Genomic DNA, 21,980 nt, shown 5'->3' with positions numbered 1-21,980 from the left:
TTGGGATATCGCCAAGCGGTAAGGCAGCAGGTTTTGATCCTGCCATTCCCAGGTTCAAATCCTGGTATCCCAGCCACTTTCTCTACCAAGAAAGTGAATAAGATAACTCAAGCTAAGAGTTTAAATTAGCAAACCCTTTGATGCGGGAGTGGCGGAATTGGTAGACGCGCTGGATTTAGGTTCCAGTAACTTCGGTTGTGAGAGTTCAAGTCTCTCCTTCCGCACCATGTTCTTGATAAGAACCAAAACTATCAAATTATTCTTTGTTGGGATATCGCCAAGCGGTAAGGCAGCAGGTTTTGATCCTGCCATTCCCAGGTTCAAATCCTGGTATCCCAGCCACTTTCTCTATCAAGATAGTGAATAAGAATACTCACGCTAAGAGTTTAAATTAGCAAACCCTTTGATGCGGGAGTGGCGGAATTGGTAGACGCGCTGGATTTAGGTTCCAGTAACTTCGGTTGTGAGAGTTCAAGTCTCTCCTTCCGCACCATGTTCTTGATAAGAACCAAAACTATCAAATTATTCTTTGTTGGGATATCGCCAAGCGGTAAGGCAGCAGGTTTTGATCCTGCCATTCCCAGGTTCAAATCCTGGTATCCCAGCCAACTACTTACTTCCCTTTCAAGTTTCAAGTTTCAAGTTTCAAGTTTCAAGTTTCAAGTTTCAAGTTTCAAGTTTCAAGTTTCAAGTTTCAAGTTTCTCCAAAGTATATTTGGTATTAGCACAAAAAAAACGGGCTAATTTTCATTACCCCGCTTCTTTATCTTTTGTACGATTAATTTTTTTACGATTAACTTAATGTACCGCTAATCGCATATTTTAAAACCCAGTTCTTTGCAGGGCCTGTGTTATTAGCAAGCTTTAAAAACTTACTGCGCACCCAGCTCAGTGGTTTAATCTCGTTTGAAAAACCAAAATAACATGCATCCATCATGCTCATCATTAGTAAATTAGCGTGGCGGCGTTTTTTCTCGTAGCGTTTTAATAACGCTTGCTGACCAACATCAGGTTGATCTGCCAAAATATCTGCCAGTGCTACAACATCTTGAAAGCCTAAGTTCACACCTTGCCCAGCAAGCGGGTTAATTGTGTGCGCCGAATCACCCACTAAAACTAAACGTCCGTGCGAATAATCATTGGCATGTTGGCGTGCAAGTGGAAAAACAGCATGCTCAAGTAATTCAAAGTCGCCCGGTAGTTCAGGAAAATGGTCAATGAGTTTTGCTTTAAGTTGCTCATTCGACAATTTTTGCCACTGCTTTAAAACCTCAGCATCGTGATAACAAATTAAATTAGCATAAGGCGCCTGCATCGGTAAAAACGCCACAGGCCCGGTTGGCGTAAATTGTTGCCACGTTTTTACCTGCTGTGGGGCATCTAATTTGATTAACACGCCCATGCAATGCTGGCCATATTGCCAACCCGTTACACCTAAACCAGCTTTAGTTCGCAATTGTGACTGTCCACCATCTGCAGCAACAACTAAGTCGGCGGTATATTGAGTATCGCCATAATGTAAGGTGATTGAATCAGTCGTTTGAGTAATATCCGTGATGGCAGATAACTGCTCTATCACTTCGATGTTGTACTTGTCGAATTGCTGCCAAAGACTTGCTTGAATTAAATTATTTTCGATTAAATGACCTAAATGCGTTTCGCCAATCTCATGGCAATCAAACAATAAATTCTCGCCTTGCTGCTGGTAGGCCTCTAATTGTTGATAAGGTGCGATACGATTTTGTCTTAGTAACGGCATTGCACCGAGATCATCTAGTAAGTTCTCTGAAAAACGATTAATAGCCGAAATGCGAATATCTACCTTATCTGAGCTTAAAATGTGATCAGCATCGATAAGGTGCTTTTCAATAACGGTGACATCCCTACCCTGCTTGGCCAGTTTTACAGCAGTAGCAGCACCTACCATGCCGCCACCGACAACAATTACCTTATTTTTATTCATTTAATATTCGCTCATTTGGCTATTTAAATACGGGATAAATTGTAACGTAATTCAATATTGCGTGTCAGTGCATTTACTGCTTATGAATTTCAAAACAGTGACTTGTTTGATTTCACACCACAAAGATAAAATCTATACTTGGATCTGTGCGGGTATCCAGCTAAAATACGCGTCCTTTAAGTCGGCATACTTGCCACTTAATCCTGTTTCTAACACATTTTTGTGTCACTACCGAATTGAAAACGAGGCTATATTTCAATGAGTAAAAAGCTGCATATTAAAACCTGGGGTTGTCAGATGAACGAGTACGACTCTCAGAAAATGGCTGATCTACTAGATGCGACTAACGGCTATCAGTTAACTGAAGAAGCACAAGACGCTGACGTGATCTTACTCAATACCTGTTCAATCCGTGAAAAGGCACAAGAGAAAGTATTCCATCAGCTTGGCCGTTGGAAACTATTAAAAGACGACAAACCAGAGTTAATCATTGGTGTTGGTGGCTGTGTTGCATCGCAAGAAGGTGACTCAATTCGTCAACGTGCACCGTTTGTTGATGTAATCTTTGGCCCGCAAACATTACACCGCTTACCTGAAATGATTAAGCAAGTGCAAAGTGGCAACAGCAGCTCGGTAGTTGACGTTTCATTCCCTGAGATTGAAAAGTTCGACCGTTTACCTGAGCCAAAAGCGGAAGGCCCAACTGCGTTTGTATCAATTATGGAAGGTTGTTCTAAATACTGTACATTCTGCGTAGTTCCTTATACGCGTGGTGAAGAAGTAAGCCGTCCACTTGATGACGTATTACTTGAAGTTGCCCAACTTGCAGAGCAAGGTGTTCGCGAAGTAAACCTACTTGGTCAAAACGTAAATGCGTATCGTGGTGAAACTCACGACGGTGAAATTTGTTACTTCTCTGACTTACTACGTTATGTCGCTGCGATTGACGGTATTGACCGCATTCGTTATACCACATCGCACCCAGTAGAATTTACGCCAGATATCATTGATGCGTATGCAGACGTACCTGAGCTTGTTGACCACCTACACTTACCAGTGCAAAGTGGTTCAGACCGTGTTCTTAACCTTATGAAACGTGGTCACACTGCACTCGAGTACAAATCTACGATTCGTAAGTTACGTAAAATTCGCCCTAACCTAAGCATGTCTTCAGACTTCATCATTGGTTTCCCTGGCGAAAGCAAAGCGGACTTTGAAGCAACTATGAACCTTATCAATGATATTGGTTTTGATATGAGCTTTAGTTTCATCTACAGTGCGCGCCCTGGTACACCAGCTGCTGATTTACCAGATGACGTAACAGAGCAAGAGAAAAAAGAACGTTTATACATTCTGCAAAACCGTATCACGCAAATGGCGCAGCAAATCAGCCGCCAAATGTTTGATACCGAACAGCGTATTTTAGTTGAAGGTCCTTCTAAGAAGAACCCAATGGAATTACGTGGCCGTACTGAAAACAACCGAGTGGTTAACTTTGAAGGCCCTCACTCAGTGATCGGTCAATTCGTTGATGTACGTATTACAGAAGCATTGCCAAACTCTTTACGTGGTGAATTAATTCGTACAGAATCAGAAATGAACTTACGCCGTGATGTGGCACCTTCAGCTATTTTAAATAAAGCTGCTGAAGCTGAGGTCGCTACGGCCCCTAACGAAATTGGCGTTGCTACTTTCGTACCTTAGGGTGACACTTGGTGCAGGCACAGCCTGCACCCATCAATAGGAAGCAATTTTGAGTAATCAGTTAAAAACATTAGAGATTTATTTAGAACCCGCCGACAACAAACGCCTTTCATCTTTATGTGGTCCGTTTGACGAAAACATTAAGCAAATTGAACGCCGCCTTGGTGTTGAGATTGCACACCGTGATAATTTCTTCAGAGTAACCGGTAAACTGCACCTTGCAGCTGCGGCTGTTGAGATACTAAAAAACCTCTATATTGAAACTCAACCTATTCGCGGCCTGATTGGCGAGATTGAACCTGAAGCCGTACATTTGGCAATTAGCGAATCAAATGCGCTAGAGCAAGATGAAAACCCAGGTGTATATGGCAAAGACATGGTGATTAAAACTCGCCGTGGCGTTATTAAACCGCGCAATGATAATCAAGGCGTGTATGTTGCAAATATTTTGCACCACGATATTACCTTTGGTATTGGCCCTGCTGGTACAGGTAAAACTTATTTAGCGGTTGCTGCAGCTGTTGATGCCTTAGAGCGTCAAGAAATTCGCCGTATTCTACTCACCCGTCCAGCAGTTGAAGCTGGTGAAAAACTAGGCTTTTTACCGGGTGACTTAAGCCAAAAAATCGACCCGTATCTACGCCCTCTATACGATGCATTATTTGAAATGCTGGGTTTTGAGCGAGTTGAAAAACTGATTGAGAAAAACGTGATTGAAGTTGCGCCCCTTGCTTACATGCGTGGTCGTACTCTAAATGACGCGTTTATTATTCTCGATGAAAGCCAAAACACCACAGCAGAACAGATGAAAATGTTCTTAACCCGTATTGGTTTTAATTCAAAAGCGGTGATCACGGGTGATATTACACAAGTCGATTTACCGCGCGGTGCCCGCTCAGGCCTACGTCATGCCATCGAAGTATTAAACGGTGTCGATGAAATTAGCTTTAACTTCTTCCAATCACACGATGTGGTTCGCCACCCGGTTGTTGCTCGTATCGTTGAAGCTTATGAGCGAAACGATGAAGCAGAACGTTTAAAACGTGCAGAGAAGCAACGTGCGAAAGAAGCACAAGCAAACCAACAAGAAGCAAACTCGTGACCGAATTAGATTTACAAATAGCCTGTGAGTTTGACGACTTACCAAGCTTTGAACAATTCCAGCTATGGGCTGACAAAGCCCTTAGCAACTACCGTGAAGATGCAGAGCTGACTATAGTGATCAGCGATGAAGCACAAAGCCAGCAGCTCAACAATGATTACCGAGGCAAAGATAAACCGACTAATGTCTTATCTTTTCCATTTGAAGCACCACCGGGCATTGAGTTACCTTTAGTCGGTGATTTAATCATTTGCCCGGCTATTGTTTTAGCCGAATCAATTGAGCAAGAAAAAACCTTTCACGACCATTTTGCCCATATGGTTATCCATGGATGCTTGCATTTACTTGGATTTGACCATATAAAGGACGAAGATGCACTTGAAATGGAAAGCATAGAAAAGCAACTACTTGCCGATCTGAACATCGCTGACCCATATCGAGACGATATTTAAATTAACGGAGCAATTAGACGCAATGAGCGACGACAACTCGCAAACTAGCCAGGGTTCTTCTGGCAAAACGTGGCTGGGCCGCATAGCCCAAATGTTGCAAGGGGAACCCCAGAATAGAGAAGAGCTGGTAGAAGTAATTGCCGATGCGCAAGAACGCGACCTTATCGACCCTGAAACCAAGGATATGATTGAAGGGGTGCTAGGTGTATCAGAGCTGAAAGTGCGGGACATCATGATCCCACGCTCGCAAATGGTAACCTTAGAGGTTGATACACCATTAGAAGAGCTATTACCTATGATGGTTGATTCAACACATTCACGTTTTCCTGTGGTATGTGAAGACAAAGACCATGTTGAAGGTATTTTATTAGCAAAAGATTTATTACCACTGATCATCAACAAAGATGAGCAACTGCCTTCTTTACGTGAATATTTGCGTCCTGCAGTTGTAGTGCCTGAAAGTAAACGTGTAGACACGCTGCTTAATGAGTTCCGTCAACAACGTTACCACATGGCGATTGTTATTGATGAGTATGGTGGTGTGTCTGGTCTTGTCACTATCGAAGATATCCTTGAAATCATCGTTGGTGAAATCGAAGACGAGCACGATGAAAGTGAAGACCTACAAGATATTCGCCAAGTTGCAAAGCACGTTTACGCTGTGCAAGCGCTGACTGAAGTTGATGACTTTAATGAGTATTTTAAAACCGGTTACAGCACCTCAGATGCTGACACCATAGGTGGTATTGTTTTACATGCATTTGGCCATATGCCAAGCCGTGGTGAAACAATCGAGGTAGAAGGCTTACAATTTAAAGTCACTAACGCAGATAACCGCCGTATCTTACAATTGCAAGTCACCATTCCAAAGGCTGATGATAACGACAGTGAAGAAACTGCTAACTAACCTAAGTCACCTTGCAAAAGATAAAAAAGCCTGGCTCGCACTTATTGCGGGCCTCTTTTTAACCTTAAGTTACGCACCCTATAACCTATGGTTTATAACTTTTCTTTCCCTTGGTGCTCTACTCTACTGCATTAACCCTCTCGCAAACGGTAAATTAGCCGCTAAACAAAGTGCTAAATATGGCTTTATATTTGGTTTAGGTTGGTTTGGTGCAGGTATAAGCTGGGTGCATGTATCAATAGCGACCTTTGGTGGCATGCCATTAATCGCATCACTTTCGTTAATGGTGCTGCTTTGTGCTTATTTAGCCCTTTATCCTGCATTAGCTACTTGGCTGGCAACACGCCTTGCTAAAGGCCCATATAGCTTTATATGTTGGTTACTCGCCGCTATTGCAACCACAGAATACCTACGTGGCACATTGCTAACGGGCTTTCCGTGGCTGAGTTTTGGTTATACGCAAACAGACAGCCCACTTAATTTTTTAGCCCCAGTGATTGGTGAGTTTGGGATTACGCTTGTATGTATGTTAATTGCGTTTGCTTTATATCGCCTAGCTAGCAAAGATGGCAAACCACTTATAGCCTCTGTAGCCCTATTAGCTGGCTTATATGCGATTGCAAGCATCAGCCAGCTACACTACCAAGACAAAACCATTAAAACTGTACTGGTGCAGGGCAATATTAAACAGCATCTTCGCTTTGAGCCGTCTGAGTTTTGGACGACGATGAGCAAATACCAAGATATGACTCGCCTACATTGGGATGCTGATTTAATTGTTTGGCCAGAAGCAGCTGTGCCTGAGCTTGAAGCATTATCTACCGAGTATTTAACAGGCCTTGATAGTGCCGCAACCTTTAATGACACCGCGCTTATTACCGGTATCGTTGATTACCAATACGACACGCGTAACATTTTTAATACCTTAATAGTGCTTGGTAAAAAAGAACACGATGACAGTGAAGGCCACTATCAATATTTAGGTAAAAACCGCTATCAAAAGCATCAGTTATTACCTATTGGTGAATTTGTGCCGTTTCAGGACTTCTTGCGCCCAATTGCGCCACTGTTTGATTTACCTATGTCATCCTTTACCCGTGGTGATGAAGTGCAAAACAATTTACGCGCAAATGGTTTAAATATTTTACCGGCTATTTGCTATGAAATTGCTTTTTCTGAGTTGGTTCGTGGTAATTATCGCAGTGACTCTGACATCTTATTCACAGTGAGTAACGATGCCTGGTTCGGTGATTCACATGGCCCGCATCAGCACATGCAAATAGCGCGTATGCGCGCCCTAGAGTTACAGCGCCCGCTAATCCGCGTGACCAACAATGGTATTAGCGCCGTTTACGACCCTATCGCTAAATCACAATTAGCTATGCCACAATTTAAAGCTGATGTACTTGAGGCCAATATCACTTTAATCAAAGGCGATAGTATCTATAGTCAATACGGCAATTGGCCAGTGTGGGCGGTAGTGATACTACTCGGTACTGTTGGTGTGCTTGTTAGGATTAAAAATAACAAATAAAAGTTTAGACTACAGTTAAAGAGTGGTAACTCCACTCTTTAACTTATAACGCTAGCATTGATAAGTGTATATTTTTTTATTTCCCTTCGTTTTGGTTTCCACAACTCGGCAGCTAACTCCTCCGTCTAGTGAGCTGGAGTATCTTTCAAACTTGGCGTGTTCATTTCTTTCGCTCTCATTTTTATCTTCGCTCTTAGCATTTGCGAATATAAAATCATGACCACTAATTTCGTCTTGGTTCAAAGGAATTGAGTTTTTAAATCCATCCCGCCCACCTAAAATATTAAATGACTTAATTACTGGGTTTAGTGTTACGCTAACAAAACCATTTAGGCTTTTAGCCAAATCATCACTATAAAAGTTTATACGAACATATAGCTTTAACTTATTCATATTCGGAAATTTAATTGTTCCCTTAGTTGGTAATAATATTTTTGTTAAAGCTAATGTCTCACCCGCAAAATAAAAGTCATAAACATCATTTCTAAAATAACTGGCAAGCAAAAAGTCATAGGGACTTCCCTTGACTTCAATCCCCTTTCCTATCGGAGAATTATCATTGGCATTGGAATTAGTATACTTAGGAGTCGATATATTACGTTGAGTACTTTGCGCATTTTTAAGCATACTCTTTTCAGAAGCACGCGTTATTACACGTACTAACTCTTTGCGGTATTCATAGAGAAGGTCTAAATCAAAAGCTTCATCATTACTAAGCTCAGACAAAGAAACACTAACTACTGGCTCACCATAACGATCTTCAATGTAGTGAGTATCATATTTTAATGCTGTTTCATTAATCATATCGACCACAATGACAGCTTTAGTATCAGAGTTAACGCTTAGCCTTGCAACCTTGTCTTTTTGACTTTGAGAGCAATTATTGCAGATTTCAACTTCTGCCTGACCAAAAGCAGGCAAGGATATTCCCGAAAAAATAATAAACAATAATATAAGTTTGTACATTCAAAAATCCTTTTATTTATGCAACTTTAAAATAACCAAAATACAAGAAACAACCTAATTTTCTGAAGGTTTTCTATGGGCTATAGAAGTTCATTTTAAAAAATGAGATGAGGCTTTACTACTTCAATATAAATAAAATACCCCAAAGGGGTACTATAGAACTTGTACAGAGACCTATCAATTTTGTCAACGCAAGATTAGCTAGTTATTACACTGCAACGTGCATGTTCGAAAGAATAAATTACTTTAAAAGTCTCAGCTACTTTACATTCAATAATGTTTGCATTGAGGTAAATCTGTTCAACTACTTTAGCAGGCAATTAAAAAAAGGCTTCATGATGAAGCCTTTTTAACATTTTAAGATTCTATCTTAATCAACTCTACATCAAATATAAGTAGCGAGCCTGCTGGAATGCTGCCGACGCGTTTACGGCCGTAAGCAAGCTGAGGCGGGATATAAAAGGTAAACTTATCCCCTTCGTTCATTAGCTGTAAGCCTTCGGTCCAACCTGCAATGACTTGATTCAAACCAAAGCTGATTGGCGAATTTCTTACCACTGAGCTGTCAAAAACACTGCCATCAGTAAGCGTGCCATGATAGTGAACCTTTACTTTACTGGTTGCAGTTGGCTTTGTGTCACTCCCTGAACTTTGCTCAATTTTGTATTGCAGTCCAGATGCGGTTTCATGAACATCGTCAGCTTTACTGTTATTCGCTAAAAAGTCCGCGGCGAGCTTTTCATTTTCAAGGGCTTGTAGCTTCGCCTTTTTGCTGTTTTTAAAAATTAAAAAACAAAAAATACCAATGATCAGTAAAAGTATTAAATTAATCATTCTGCATCCTTCTCATCATCATTGTCGCCATTTACGATATCTGCAATATTGGCAAGCCTTGCTAAGGCTAGCGCATTTATAGAGCCTTCAGGGTAACCTTCTGCGGTCATTTCACCTGCGTCTTTATCCATTAATAAGCTCAGTGCTTGATCAACGGTTTCAACGGCATAAATATTAAAGCGCCCTTTTTCAACGGCATCGAGTACTTCGTCATCAAGCACTAAATTAACTTGGTTAGATTTAGGAATAATCACCCCTTGCTCACCGGTTAAGCCACGCATTTTACAAAGCTTGAAGAAGCCTTCTATTTTCTCGTTTACGCCACCAATAGATTGCACATCACCATGCTGATTAATTGAACCTGTCAGTGCAATAGATTGGCTAATAGGTAAGTTTGTAATGGCTGATATAAGCGCGCACAGCTCTGCTAATGAGGCGCTATCACCGTCGATGTAGCCATAACTTTGCTCTATTGCGATATTGGCACTGAGCGTTAGGCTAAATTGCTGAGCATACTTATTACCTAAGTAACCAGTTAATAGCATCACCCCTTTTGAGTGAATGGCTTTACCCAGCTCGGCTTCACGTTCAACGTCAATTACGCCATCTGCACCTGCGTATACAGTGGCGGTAATGCGTGCTGGTGTGCCAAATGAGGTATCGCCGATGTGTAGCACAGTTAAGCCATTTACTTTGCCCACTGCGTGACCTTCGGTTGCAATTAAAATTTGCCCCTCTTTGATATCACTCAGCATGGTTTCAGAAATTTGCCCTGTACGGTATTGCTTACCAACAATGGCTTCATCTATGTGATGAGCACCAATCACTGTTTGGCCATCTTGTTTGGCATAAAAACTGGCTTCTGCCACTAACTCTAATACATCAGCAAAACGAGCTGAGAGCTTGTTGTGATGCTCAGCTTGGCGATAACTAAACTTTAATAATCTTGCCATTGCAGCTTCATTTACCGTGCAATTGAGTGTTTGCTGACAATACTCTGTCACCTTGGTAATGAACTGATATTGCAGTTTATCGCTACTTGGCAAGTAATAATCAAAGTCAGCAAGTACACGGAATAACTCTGCAAACTCTTCGTCATATTCACCTATGGTGTAATAAAGGTCGCGAGAGCCTAGCAGCACTATTTTTACATCAAGAGGAATAAGCTGCGGACGTAACGTGAAGCTACTTCCCACAGAGCTGTCTTGATATGGTAAGTCGTTTTTGATTTGATGCGTTTTTAAAGAAAGCTTAAGGCCATCCCACACTTGTGGGTTCGCCATGACTTTTTCGGCATCCATAATCAAATAGCCACCATTAGCACGGTGCAGTGCACCTGGCTGAATTGAGCGGTAACTGGTGATAAGCGAGCCTTGCGAAGTCGCATATTCAATTTTGCCGAAAATATTGCCAAAGGTCGGGTTTGGCTCATACACCACAGGGGCTGCATCGCCCTCTTTGTATTCGACTAGAATATTTGGCGCAAAGAAGTCTGTGAGCATCCCTTTACGGTCAAAGTCTTCTTTGTTTTCGTCGTTTTCATCATCGTCGAGCCATTCAAGTACCGCATCAATGATTTCTTCACGAATGTCTTTTAAATAACGTAATACACCGATGTGTGTCGCGTATTTATGTTCAAGGGCTTTAATTAGTGGCTTAGTGGCAAGCTCAGCAGTTGATTTTTTAAGGTTACGTAGCTTTTCAGATGACTCTCGTTTCCAACGAGGAAGCTCAATCAGCGCTTCGATTAATGCGTCTTCAAGCTTTTCGATAACCTCATAAAATTCGATACGCAGTGGCTCATCAAGAGCAGCAAATTCACTGTCGCTCAGTTGTTTACCATTCACTAAAGGCGCAAAACCAACAACGCCATTTTCTTCAATCAGTGCCACACTTTGCTCAAGTGCTGCAATTTCAACAGCAGTAATTGCCGCATCGTAAGTATCGGTGAATTCACGATCGATTGACTTTTTCTTGCGCTGATAACCTGGGTTATCAAAAGCCGCTGGGAATGTATCGAGTACTTCGTCAATGAATGAATCTATATCGTCAGCTAACTGCTTTGATTGACCTGCTTGCATAAATAACGCGATTGGCTCGCGGTGGTCATCATAGTTGTTAACGTACAACCACTCATTAGGCGTTGGGCGGTCTTTTGAATGGGCCGTAAGTTTGTCTTTTACTAAGGTGTAACGACCATGAGCCGCTTCACCCATCACATAAACATTGTAACCCGGTAATTCCATTCCGAGTGAAAAGTCGAGGGCACTTTGTGCACGTTGTTGACCAATAAATGGCAACGCTTCTGGATATGGGTTTTGCATACAAGTCGCAACATGACTTGCGGCAATTTTAGGCGCTAACGCAGAAATAGGTAGAGGGATTAGTTTTTTTGTCATTCTAACTTCTTATTTCCCAGTCTTGACTGGGCATTATAGGTAACGCCCAGCACAAGCCTGCGTCACTGATTAAGGTTGTAATGCCTTACGGCGAAAATAAATACCGCCACATTCAGTACAAGGAGTAATTTGCGTAGCATGGTAAACATCGTAACTATGCTGACAATTTTTACATACTAATGTGCCCATGGCTATCCATTCTCCCTCTTGATAAACACCATTATGTTGAAAATCTTGGTTTAAGGCTTGCCATTCGAGCTGGGTTTTATCTTCAATGTGCGATAACTCATACCAAAGCGATTCTTTAAGCTCTAGCCATGCGAGTGAATCATAGTGACTGTCGTTTTCTTTGATGTGGTCGATATCGCGCTGTAGATAGTCACGATACTGATTAAGCTTTTCTTGTCCTAAGTCTTTAAGTGCTTGCTCTGACTCAACAAATTTTTCCATTGCATCTTTTAGCTCATGATCTTTTACATCTTTGAGCCATGCACTTAAGTCGTTAAGCCAAGATTTATAATCTGCCATCGTTTACTCCTTCAAAAATGATGAAAAATCAATCGTTATTCTAGTTGAGTATAGGTTAACCTGCCCTGAAAATATATTTCCTCGGAAAATTAACAAAAGCGCCTATTTGCCGCTGTGATTAGCATGTATTTTGGGTTATCCTTATCGACAATTTTTTAATAATTTGCAAGAAGTCTGGAATCGTAGATGCAAGAGCAATATAACCCGCAAGACATTGAGTCAAAAGTACAAGCCTACTGGGAAGAAAACCAAGTATTTAAAGTCACTGAAGATGAGAGCAAAGAAAAGTATTACTGCCTATCTATGTTCCCATACCCAAGCGGCCGACTCCACATGGGTCACGTTCGTAACTACACCATTGGTGACGTAGTATCACGCTTCCAACGCTTGCAAGGCAAAAACGTAATGCAACCTATGGGTTGGGATGCGTTTGGTCTACCAGCTGAAAATGCGGCAATCAAAAACAACACAGCCCCTGCTAAGTGGACTTACGAAAACATCGATTACATGCGCGACCAGTTAAAGCAATTAGGCTTTGGTTATGATTGGGATCGTGAAATCGCAACATGTCACCCAGAATACTACAAGTGGGAACAGTGGTTCTTCACTAAGCTTTACGAAAAAGGCTTAGTATACAAAAAGATGTCAACAGTAAACTGGGATCCAGTTGACCAAACTGTACTTGCTAACGAACAAGTTATTGATGGTCGTGGTTGGCGTTCAGGTGCCATTGTTGAGCAAAAAGAAATTCCACAATGGTTCATCAAAATCACTGATTACGCACAAGAGCTACTAGACGATTTAGATAAGCTTGATCACTGGCCTGAGCAAGTTAAAACCATGCAGCGCAACTGGATTGGTCGTTCTGAAGGTTTAGAAATCGAATTTAAGCGTGCAGATAACGAAGATACATTCAGTGTTTATACAACGCGCCCAGATACCTTCATGGGTGTGACGTACGTAGCAGTTGCTGCCGGTCACCCAATTGCACAAGAAGCCGCTAAAAACAGCGACGCTGTAGCTATGTTTGTTGATGAGTGTAAAAACACGAAAATCGCTGAAGCAGACATGGCAACCATGGACAAAAAAGGCATTGCAACTGGCTTTTATGCGATTCACCCATTAACAGGTAAGCAAGTACCGATTTGGGTTGCTAACTTTGTATTAATGGATTACGGCTCAGGCGCAGTTATGGCGGTTCCTGCACATGACCAACGTGACTACGAGTTCGCATCAGCTTATGGCCTTGAAATTGCCCAAGTTATCGCACCAGCTGCAGGGTCTGAAGAAACTGTTGATTTAGACAATCAAGCATACACAGAAAAAGGCGTGTTAGTTAACTCGGGTGAGTTCGATGGCCTTGAGTTTGAAGCAGCGTTTAATGCCGTTGCAGACAAACTAGAAGCGCTGGGTGTAGGTGAGCGTAAAGTGAACTTCCGTCTACGTGACTGGGGTGTTAGCCGTCAGCGTTACTGGGGTTCTCCAATCCCAATGTTAAGCGACGAAAATGGTGATGAGCTTGCAGCAACAGAAGACATGCTACCAGTTCGCCTACCAGAAGACGTAGTAATGAATGGTGTGACTTCACCAATCAAAGCTGATCCTGAGTGGGCTAAAACAACTGTAAATGGCGCGCCTGCATTCCACGAAACTGATACCTTCGATACCTTCATGGAGTCGTCTTGGTACTACGCTCGTTACTGTAGCCCACGTTTTGACGAAGGCATGATCGAGCCAGGTGCTGCAAATTATTGGTTACCAGTAAACCAATACATTGGTGGTATTGAGCATGCAATCTTGCACTTACTTTACTCGCGTTTCTTCCACAAACTATTACGTGACTTTGGTTTAGTAAACACAGATGAGCCATTTGAGCGCTTATTATGTCAAGGCATGGTATTAGCTGATACTTTCTATCGTAAAGATGAGAAAGGCGGTGATATCTGGATTTCACCAACAGACGTTCAAACTGAAACAGACGACAAAGGTCGTGTTGTTAAAGCGTGGCACAAAGAAGATGGCGAGCCTGTATTCTCTGCGGGCATGAGCAAAATGTCGAAATCGAAAAACAACGGTATCGACCCACAACAAGTTATTGCCGAGTATGGTGCAGATACAGTTCGTTTATTCATGATGTTTACAGCACCACCAGAGCAAACTCTTGAATGGTCTGACTCAGGTGTTGAAGGTGCAATGCGTTTCTTAAAACGTATTTGGAAATACGCTGTTGATGTAGAAACAGTAGGCTACCAAGCACTTGATAAATCGGCATTAAACAACGACCAAAAAGTTCTTCGTCGTGAACTTCATAAAGCAATTGCAAAAGTGACTGATGACGTTGAACGTCGTCAAACATTCAACACTGCAATCGCTGCAATCATGGAAATCTCGAACAAGTTACTTAAGGCACCACTTGCTGATAAACAAGATGTGGCAATTGCTAACGAAGCACTTGAAGCATTACTTATCATGCTTGCGCCTATCACACCGCACATGTGTCACCAGTTATGGCAAGACCTTGGCAAAGAAGGCGACATCTTAGATGCAGCATGGCCAACAGTTGATGAGTCAGCACTTGTTGAAGATGAGAAGCTAATCATTGTACAAGTTAACGGTAAGCTACGTGCTAAGTTAACAGTGCCTGCAGATGCAACCAAAGAGCAAGTTGAAGCATTAGCATTTGCTGAAGAAAACGTGACTAAGTTCACTGAAGGCGCGACTATCCGTAAAGTAATTTACGTACCTGGCAAACTACTTAACGTGGTTGCTAACTAAGATGGCAGCGCTTCAAGCACTGAAAAACGGACTAGCCCTTGCGCTAGTCTGTTTACTGCTGACAAGTTGTGGCTTTCATTTAAAGAAAGCCTCTAACTTGCCTGACGACTTGAAAGTAATCACCCTTGTTGGTGATGATGAAAAGTCAGCATTATTCGAATTAGTCGAAAAAGAACTGATTGCGAGTAAAGTTGAGCTTAACCAAGTTGGTAAACACCCTGAATTAAAGATTCACAGAGATCGTTTAGAGCGTCAAATTCTGTCATTGTTTGATAATGGTCAGGTTGCTGAATATGAACTTGCCTACAGTGTAAGCTATACCCTGAAGCGCCCTGGACAAAAAGCGATTAATCAAAGCTTTGAATTATATCGTAACTACCAAGACGACCCAGACAATGCCCTTGCAAAAGCAAAAGAGCTTGATTTGCTATTAGGCGAAATTCGTAAGCAAGCGAGTCGTCGTATTGTTCGAGAGTTATCACAACTGTAATGCGTTGTTATGCAAACCAGCTTCCTAGCCAGTTAACAAAAGGCCTCGCGCCCTTTTACATGGTTTTTGGTGAAGAGCCTTACCAAATTGCTCAGTGCATCATGCAAATTCGTCAAGCAGCTAAACAGCAAGGCTTTGACGAGGTAATCAAATTTACCTTAATGCCGGGTTTTGATTGGCAAGAAATTGTTGCTCAATACCAAAGTATGTCACTGTTCAGCGCTCGTACCTTAATTGAGTTTGATTTAAACGAGCAAAAACCAGGTACGCAAGGCAGTCAAATTTTTAAGCAGCTTGTTGAGCTTGCTAATCCCGATACTATTTTGGTTTTAAAAGGTGCCAAAGCCAGCCAAGATATTCAACGCAGTGCTTGGTTTAAAGCCCTCGATAAGCAAGGCTTATTTGTTCCTTGTTACCCATTAACAGGTAATCACCTGAGCCGCTGGTTAGATGAGCAATGCTATCGTTTAAACTTAAACCTTCACAACAACGCGAAACAAAGCTTAATTGATGCCACTGAAGGAAATTTACTTGCCTGCCATCAAGAGTTAGAAAAACTATCTTTGCTTTATGGTAGTGAGCTAATTGACCAGCAAGCCGTTATGCAAGGGCTACTGAATCAGTCAAAATTTGATATTTTTGATTTAAGTGATGCTTTATTAAATGGCCACGCCGAACAAGCGGTTAAAGTAATGACTAAACTGGCTGCTGATAACACTGAAGCCATGAGTATTTTTTGGGCCATCAATAAAGAAGCAGCTAACTTACTGGCTATGCAACACGGGCGCTTGAATGGTGCCAATATGGCTGATTTATACAAAAAGTATAATATTTGGAAAAACCAACAAGCGGTTGTACAACAGGCCTTAAATCGCTTGAACATCCAAGTACTCGAACAAATTACCAAACAATTAGCTCAGTTTGATGCCGCATATAAACAAGGCAACCTTGTAGCCCCCTACCAAGCATTAATGCAAATATGCTTAGTGTTTTGCCAACCTGTGGCGATACCTTTACCTTGCCACCCGGTCTTTGACTAAGAGTAACAATTCATGATTGCTATTTTTGGTGGCACCTTTGATCCAATTCACTTAGGTCATATTAATATGGCCCAGCAGTGTGTTCAGCAGTGCCAACTCGATACCCTTTACTTCATGCCTTGCGCTATTCCTGCTCATAAAGCCAAGCCAGGAATAAGTGATGAGCATCGCATTAATATGCTAAAACTTGCGATTGACGACAATCCGCATTTTGCTATCGATTACCGCGAACTAAACCGAGAAGGTGCGTCTTATTCTTTGCTGAGTTTAGAAGAGCTTCGTGCAGAAAACCCAGCAGCGCCGATTATGTTTTTAATCGGCATGGACTCATTCAATAGCCTAGATAAATGGTTTAAATGGCAAGAGATTGTCAAACTTTGTCATATCGTCGTGTACCAGCGCCCGGGGCAGCACTGCCAAGTATCTGGTGAACTTGCAGCTTATAAAGAGAATGCCGTAACAGAGCAACTTAGCCAGCTACAACAAGCCCCTGCAGGTAAGTTATTCTTTTTAAATGGCTTACAAGTTAATGCCGCCTCAAGCGAAATCAGAAAAAAGCTGCATTTAAATGACGGTATAACGGAACTTTTACCTACCAATGTAAGTCAATACATTGCGCAGCATCATCTTTACCAAACAGATGAATAAATACTGCCTGCGTGATAAAATAACAATTAAGATTATTTATTTTTGAGAAAACACTTTGGATTCTAAACAACTACTCGCATTTGCCCTTGATAAAGTCGACGATATGAAAGCCCGTGATGTGGTACAGCTTGATGTTCGTGGTAAGTCTGACATTACTGATTACATGTTAGTGTGCTCAGGTAACTCTAAACGCCATGTACAATCGATTGCTGACCACGTTGCTAAAGAAGCACGCCATGCAGGTGAAGAGCCTCTCGGATACGAAGGCCAAAACGAAGGCGAATGGGTGCTTGTAGACCTAGGTGATGTGGTAGTGCATGTAATGCAAGACCAATCTCGCGACTTCTATGATCTAGAGAAACTTTGGGGCTAACCCTTAGCAAGGACATAGGTAACCATTTTGAAAATACAATTGATTGCTGTTGGCACCAAAATGCCAGCATGGGTTGAAACCGGATTCACAGAATATCAACGTCGCTTCCCACGTGATATGCCCCTTGAGCTAATTGAAATCCCCGCAGGTAAACGTGGTAAAAATGCGGATATCAAACGTATTTTACAACTTGAAGGCGAAAAGACCCTTGCTGCTATCCCTAAAGGCAACCGCATTGTAACGCTAGAGGTGAGCGGTAAGCCAATGGATACCCATCAGTTGGCAAAAAGTATGGAAAAGTGGCAGCTTGATGGTCGCGATGTCAGCTTATTGATCGGCGGACCAGAAGGCTTAGCACCTGAGTGTATTGCAGCGTCTGAGCAAAAGTGGTCATTATCAAACCTGACACTACCGCACCCTCTAGTGCGCATTATTGTTGCAGAAAGCCTATACCGAGGCTGGAGCTTGAATAACAACCACCCTTATCATCGCGAGTAGTAAAGCCAATGCGAAAACACAGACCCACGATTCGAGACCACTCGGCTGAGGCAAACTTATTTGCTCGCCGAGCATTTGTGGGTTTTGTGTTTGTTACACTGTTAATTGGTGTGTTGTTATCTAACCTATACAACATCCAAGTTATCGAACATCAAGATTATCAAACACGTTCGAACGATAACCGCATCAAAGTTATTCCAATTGCCCCTAACCGTGGGCTTATTTACGACAGAAATGGCGTATTACTGGCTGAAAACAAGCCAGTTTATAATTTAGAAGTAATACCCGAGGAAGTTGATAACCTTGAAGAGGCACTGAGCGAAGTTGAAAAAGTTATCGAAATAACTGAGCAACAAAAAGCTGACTTTCTAGATGACATTAAGCACAATCGCCGCTTTAAAAGCCAAGTTTTAAAAGCCCGTTTAGACGAAACCGAAGTTGCAAAGTTCTCGGTTAATCAGCATAAGTTTCCTGGCTTTAGTATCGAAGCGCGTTTAGCTCGCTATTACCCTTATGGTGATACCCTTACCCATGCCTTAGGTTATGTTGCCAAACTCAACAAAAAAGAACTCACCAAACTTGAAGCAGAAGACCAAGCAACGAACTACCGTGCAACACACGACATTGGTAAACTGGGTATCGAAAAATATTACGAAGAACTTCTTCATGGTGTGGTTGGTTCGCAGCGCGTTGAAGTGAATAACCGTGGCCGAGTTATCCGCACTTTAAGCCTCACGCCACCTGAGCCTGGTCACGACTTAGTACTTACTTTGGATATTGGCCTGCAACAAATTGCTCAACATGCCTTAAAAGATATGCGTGGTGCCATTGTAGTGCTTGATGCTAAAGATGGCGGCGTTTTAGCGCTCTACTCTAACCCTAGTTATGACCCGAATTTATTTGTCCATGGTATCAGCAGCACAGATTACAAAAAGTTGTTAAACCCTGACAGACCGCTAATTAACCGTACCACGCAAGGGCGTTATGCACCTGCCTCTACAGTAAAACCTCATATGTCGATCCTTGCCCTTGAGGAAGGACTGGTAACCGAGCAAACACAAATTTGGGATCCGGGCTTTTTCCAAATTCCTAATGTGGAGCACAAATGGCGTGACTGGAAACGTTGGGGCCATGGTCATGTTGATGTTTATCGTGCTATTGAAGAGTCATGCGATACCTATTTTTACGATGTTGCTTACCGTTTAGGGATCACCAAAATCAGTGACTTTATGACGCAGTTTGGCTTTGGCGAACTCTCTGGAATCGATATTCACGAAGAAACATCTGCCATTATGCCATCAAAAGAATGGAAAGAAGCTCGCTTTAGAGAGTCATGGTGGCGCGGCGACACCATTTCTGTAGGTATCGGGCAAGGTTATTGGACCGCAACACCAATGCAAATAGCTAATGCAACCAACATATTAGTGAACCGCGGGCTCGATCATCCTCCGCACCTTGTACAAGTCGCTAAAAAAGAAAACGAAGTAACGCAAATTAATAATGATGAAAAGCCACCTGTAGTATTAAAAAACCCTCATCATTGGCAAATTGCGCTAGATGCGATGCACAACACCGTGCATAAAGTCACAGGTACGGCGCATAAGGCATTCAAAGGGGCAAATTATGACCCAGCGGGTAAAACCGGTACTGCTCAGGTTGTGAGTATTGCTCAAGGTGAGCGTTACGACGCAAAATCACTTAAAGAGCGCCAACGTGATAACGCTATCTATGTTGGTTTTGCACCCTATAACGACCCACAAATTGTGGTCTCTGTGGTGGTTGAAAACACCGGTGGTGGTAGTACAGTTGGTGCGCCAATTGCGCGTCAATTAATGGATTACTACTTCTCAGCGAACCCGATTCAAATAGCCCAAAGTGACGCGCCATGATCCCATTAAATAAAAAACGCTCAATTTGGCAGCGCCTACATCTCGATTTACCACTACTTATCGCCCTTATGACGATGATGGTAGCCAGCCTTGCTATTGTATACAGTGCCAGCGGCCAAGACTCTGCAATGATGATACGCCACGCAACACGTATGTTTGGCGCTATCTTAGGTATGTTTATACTCGCGCAGTTTTCGCCTAACACATTAAAGAGTATGGTTATTCCGCTCTACTGCGTGGGGCTTTTAATGCTGGTTGGGGTGTTGTTATTTGGGGTTAGTTCAAAAGGTGCACAGCGCTGGCTTGACTTAGGTGTGACCCGTTTCCAGCCGTCAGAGTTAATGAAAATAGCCGTGCCAATGATGGTTGCATGGTATATCGGACGTAACCATTTACCGCCAAGAATCATCCATTTAATTATTGGCTTTGCGATTGTAATGGTGCCAACCATTTTAATTAAAGAGCAACCCGACTTAGGTACCTCTATTCTGATTGCCAGCTCAGGGATATTTGTATTGTTTTTATCTGGGCTAAGTTGGCGTCTTATTGGCTTTTTATCTGCTACTGTTGGTTTGGCAGCATGGCCTTTTTGGCATTACGTGATGCTTGATTATCAAAAACAACGGGTATTGACCTTTTTAGATCCTGAAAGCGACCCGCTTGGCTCGGGTTACCACATTATTCAATCGAAAATTGCGATAGGTTCTGGCGGCGTTGAAGGTAAAGGCTGGCTGCAAGGTACCCAATCACAATTAGAGTTTTTACCTGAGCGTCATACCGATTTTATCTTTTCTGTACTGAGCGAAGAGTTTGGCCTGTTTGGGGTTTGTTTATTACTTTGTATGTACTTGTTTATTATTGGTCGTGGCTTATATATTGCGGTCAACGCGCAAGATGCGTTTGGTAAACTGCTTGCCGGTGCATTAACATTGACCTTCTTCGTTTATGTATTTGTAAATATTGGCATGGTTTCGGGCTTACTGCCTGTAGTAGGTGTTCCGTTACCTCTAATAAGCTATGGTGGCACCTCAATGGTGACCTTGATGGCCGGATTTGGCATTATCATGTCTATCGCCACCGATAAAAGGATGCTTTTAAAATAATGACACAGCGAGTCAATTACTTACTTATAGCGTTATTTTCTGTGCTGCTAGCAGCATGTAGCTCTTCATCTCAGCAAGGCCGTTATGCTATGGAGCATGATGCAGCCCCGCTTCGAAAACCAACCGAACTTGAAATGCAAGATGCCATAGTCACCCCGGTTGTTAAAAGCGCAAGCGCTAGTCGCCCTTACGAAGTCCGTGGTAAACGCTACACGCCGATGCTAGATGAAACAGGCTATGCAGAAGAAGGCATAGCTTCGTGGTATGGTCGAAAGTTTCACAATTATCACACCTCAAACGGCGAGGTGTACGATATGTTTGCGATGACAGCAGCCCATAAAACGCTGCCGCTACCGAGCTTTGCCAGAGTAACAAATTTAGATAACGGAAAATCAGTAATTGTTCGCGTAAACGACCGTGGTCCGTTTCATGATGACCGGATTATCGATTTATCTTATTCTGCGGCCTATAAATTAGGTTATTACCGACAAGGTACAGCCCGTGTTAAGGTTGAGGCTGTTACCCTTGCCAATTCTGCCCCTCGTTTAAGCTACATTCAGGTTGCAGCGGGAAGTACTCTTGCTAATGTTGAAGCGCTGGCGTTTCAACTTCGTCAGCAATATCATGTGCCAACAAACATTGTTGAAAAAGATGGAATCTATCGATTACGTCTTGGTCCAATAAAAGATGCCGCAGAAGCACAAGCAGTTTTAGAAAAGCTAAAACAAAACCAATTTCAGAACGCGTTCTTGCTTTACAGTGAGTAAGACCTTTA

Annotated in this window: 19 protein-coding genes and 5 tRNA genes; 19 read left to right on the top strand and 5 right to left on the bottom strand. The window is 42.4% G+C overall.

Annotation, left to right across the window (positions count from 1 at the left end; all coding sequences use genetic code 11):
• The first annotated feature begins 1 nt into the window (after nt 1).
• From MTF66_RS14370 to MTF66_RS14350, 5 genes are all read left to right on the top strand, one after another.
• Nucleotides 2-76: transfer RNA gene (locus MTF66_RS14370), tRNA-Gln, on the top strand.
• A gap of 66 nt (nt 77-142) precedes the next feature.
• A tRNA-Leu gene (locus tag MTF66_RS14365) sits at nt 143-227 on the top strand.
• A gap of 40 nt (nt 228-267) precedes the next feature.
• Nucleotides 268-342, top strand: a tRNA-Gln gene (locus MTF66_RS14360).
• A gap of 66 nt (nt 343-408) precedes the next feature.
• Nucleotides 409-493 (top strand) — tRNA-Leu (locus MTF66_RS14355).
• A gap of 40 nt (nt 494-533) precedes the next feature.
• Nucleotides 534-608: transfer RNA gene (locus tag MTF66_RS14350), tRNA-Gln, on the top strand.
• A 185-nt stretch (nt 609-793) separates the two neighbouring features.
• Here the strand turns inward: MTF66_RS14350 and MTF66_RS14345 are convergent.
• Nucleotides 794-1,963, bottom strand: a complete 1,170-nt coding sequence (locus MTF66_RS14345) for an FAD-dependent oxidoreductase (RefSeq protein WP_248527555.1) — start codon at nt 1,961-1,963, stop codon at nt 794-796.
• A gap of 258 nt (nt 1,964-2,221) precedes the next feature.
• Between MTF66_RS14345 and miaB the strand changes: the two genes are divergently transcribed.
• The 5 genes from miaB to lnt are packed head-to-tail and all read left to right on the top strand — an operon-like array spanning nt 2,222 to nt 7,662.
• The gene (gene miaB / locus MTF66_RS14340) at nt 2,222-3,667 is read left to right on the top strand and encodes a tRNA (N6-isopentenyl adenosine(37)-C2)-methylthiotransferase MiaB (RefSeq protein ID WP_248527554.1); all 1,446 of its coding nucleotides are present in this window, start codon (nt 2,222-2,224) and stop codon (nt 3,665-3,667) included.
• 49 nt (nt 3,668-3,716) lie between these two features.
• Nucleotides 3,717-4,769 carry a PhoH family protein gene (locus MTF66_RS14335; protein WP_054551658.1) on the top strand — a complete coding sequence of 351 codons (1,053 nt, stop codon included), beginning with the start codon at nt 3,717-3,719 and terminating at the stop codon, nt 4,767-4,769.
• A complete protein-coding gene (ybeY, locus tag MTF66_RS14330; RefSeq protein ID WP_054551659.1) occupies nt 4,766-5,221 on the top strand; it encodes an rRNA maturation RNase YbeY in 456 nt (151 codons plus the stop codon). Before MTF66_RS14335 ends, ybeY begins: the two co-directional genes overlap by 4 nt.
• Nucleotides 5,222-5,243: 22 nt before the next feature.
• On the top strand, nt 5,244-6,128 hold the full coding sequence (gene corC, locus MTF66_RS14325) for a CNNM family magnesium/cobalt transport protein CorC (RefSeq protein ID WP_054551660.1): 885 nt from the start codon (nt 5,244-5,246) through the stop codon (nt 6,126-6,128).
• On the top strand, nt 6,109-7,662 hold the full coding sequence (lnt, locus tag MTF66_RS14320) for an apolipoprotein N-acyltransferase (RefSeq protein ID WP_248527553.1): 1,554 nt from the start codon (nt 6,109-6,111) through the stop codon (nt 7,660-7,662). The genes corC and lnt overlap by 20 nt, the downstream gene beginning before the upstream one ends.
• Nucleotides 7,663-7,713: 51 nt before the next feature.
• Here the strand turns inward: lnt and MTF66_RS14315 are convergent, their stop codons facing one another.
• The 4 genes from MTF66_RS14315 to MTF66_RS14300 form a co-directional block, all read right to left on the bottom strand.
• A complete protein-coding gene (locus tag MTF66_RS14315; RefSeq protein ID WP_248527552.1) occupies nt 7,714-8,628 on the bottom strand; it encodes a hypothetical protein in 915 nt (304 codons plus the stop codon).
• A gap of 357 nt (nt 8,629-8,985) precedes the next feature.
• Nucleotides 8,986-9,462: an FKBP-type peptidyl-prolyl cis-trans isomerase gene (locus MTF66_RS14310; protein ID WP_248527551.1), complete on the bottom strand. Its 477-nt coding sequence runs from the start codon at nt 9,460-9,462 to the stop codon at nt 8,986-8,988.
• The gene (locus MTF66_RS14305; RefSeq protein ID WP_248527550.1) at nt 9,459-11,861 is read right to left on the bottom strand and encodes a Lon protease family protein; all 2,403 of its coding nucleotides are present in this window, start codon (nt 11,859-11,861) and stop codon (nt 9,459-9,461) included. Before MTF66_RS14305 ends, MTF66_RS14310 begins: the two co-directional genes overlap by 4 nt.
• A gap of 69 nt (nt 11,862-11,930) precedes the next feature.
• Nucleotides 11,931-12,389 carry a zinc ribbon-containing protein gene (locus MTF66_RS14300; RefSeq protein WP_248527549.1) on the bottom strand — a complete coding sequence of 153 codons (459 nt, stop codon included), beginning with the start codon at nt 12,387-12,389 and terminating at the stop codon, nt 11,931-11,933.
• A gap of 186 nt (nt 12,390-12,575) precedes the next feature.
• Between MTF66_RS14300 and leuS the strand changes: the two genes are divergently transcribed.
• The 9 genes from leuS to MTF66_RS14255 are packed head-to-tail and all read left to right on the top strand — an operon-like array spanning nt 12,576 to nt 21,972.
• Nucleotides 12,576-15,164 carry a leucine--tRNA ligase gene (leuS, locus tag MTF66_RS14295; RefSeq protein ID WP_248527548.1) on the top strand — a complete coding sequence of 863 codons (2,589 nt, stop codon included), beginning with the start codon at nt 12,576-12,578 and terminating at the stop codon, nt 15,162-15,164.
• 1 nt (nt 15,165) lies between these two features.
• A complete protein-coding gene (lptE, locus tag MTF66_RS14290; RefSeq protein WP_062564351.1) occupies nt 15,166-15,654 on the top strand; it encodes an LPS assembly lipoprotein LptE in 489 nt (162 codons plus the stop codon).
• Nucleotides 15,654-16,694 (top strand): DNA polymerase III subunit delta, encoded by a 1,041-nt coding sequence (gene holA / locus MTF66_RS14285; protein WP_248527547.1) that lies wholly within the window; start codon nt 15,654-15,656, stop codon nt 16,692-16,694. Before lptE ends, holA begins: the two co-directional genes overlap by 1 nt.
• A 12-nt stretch (nt 16,695-16,706) precedes the next feature.
• Nucleotides 16,707-17,342: a nicotinate-nucleotide adenylyltransferase gene (gene nadD / locus MTF66_RS14280; RefSeq protein WP_248527546.1), complete on the top strand. Its 636-nt coding sequence runs from the start codon at nt 16,707-16,709 to the stop codon at nt 17,340-17,342.
• A 55-nt stretch (nt 17,343-17,397) separates the two neighbouring features.
• Nucleotides 17,398-17,715: a ribosome silencing factor gene (rsfS, locus tag MTF66_RS14275; protein ID WP_054561829.1), complete on the top strand. Its 318-nt coding sequence runs from the start codon at nt 17,398-17,400 to the stop codon at nt 17,713-17,715.
• Nucleotides 17,716-17,742: 27 nt separating this feature from the next.
• Nucleotides 17,743-18,213, top strand: a complete 471-nt coding sequence (gene rlmH, locus MTF66_RS14270; protein WP_248527545.1) for a 23S rRNA (pseudouridine(1915)-N(3))-methyltransferase RlmH — start codon at nt 17,743-17,745, stop codon at nt 18,211-18,213.
• An 8-nt stretch (nt 18,214-18,221) separates the two neighbouring features.
• Nucleotides 18,222-20,102 (top strand): penicillin-binding protein 2, encoded by a 1,881-nt coding sequence (gene mrdA, locus MTF66_RS14265; RefSeq protein ID WP_217876403.1) that lies wholly within the window; start codon nt 18,222-18,224, stop codon nt 20,100-20,102.
• Nucleotides 20,099-21,205, top strand: coding sequence for a rod shape-determining protein RodA (gene rodA / locus MTF66_RS14260; RefSeq protein WP_062564348.1), 1,107 nt, complete (start codon nt 20,099-20,101; stop codon nt 21,203-21,205). Before mrdA ends, rodA begins: the two co-directional genes overlap by 4 nt.
• Nucleotides 21,205-21,972 (top strand): septal ring lytic transglycosylase RlpA family protein, encoded by a 768-nt coding sequence (locus MTF66_RS14255; RefSeq protein WP_054561832.1) that lies wholly within the window; start codon nt 21,205-21,207, stop codon nt 21,970-21,972. Before rodA ends, MTF66_RS14255 begins: the two co-directional genes overlap by 1 nt.
• Nucleotides 21,973-21,980 lie beyond the last annotated feature (8 nt).

It is taken from the genome of Pseudoalteromonas sp. 2CM39R, assembly GCF_023161845.1.
The sequence above is the reverse complement of the archived record's forward strand: the minus strand, read 5'-3'. Positions and strand labels throughout refer to the sequence as shown.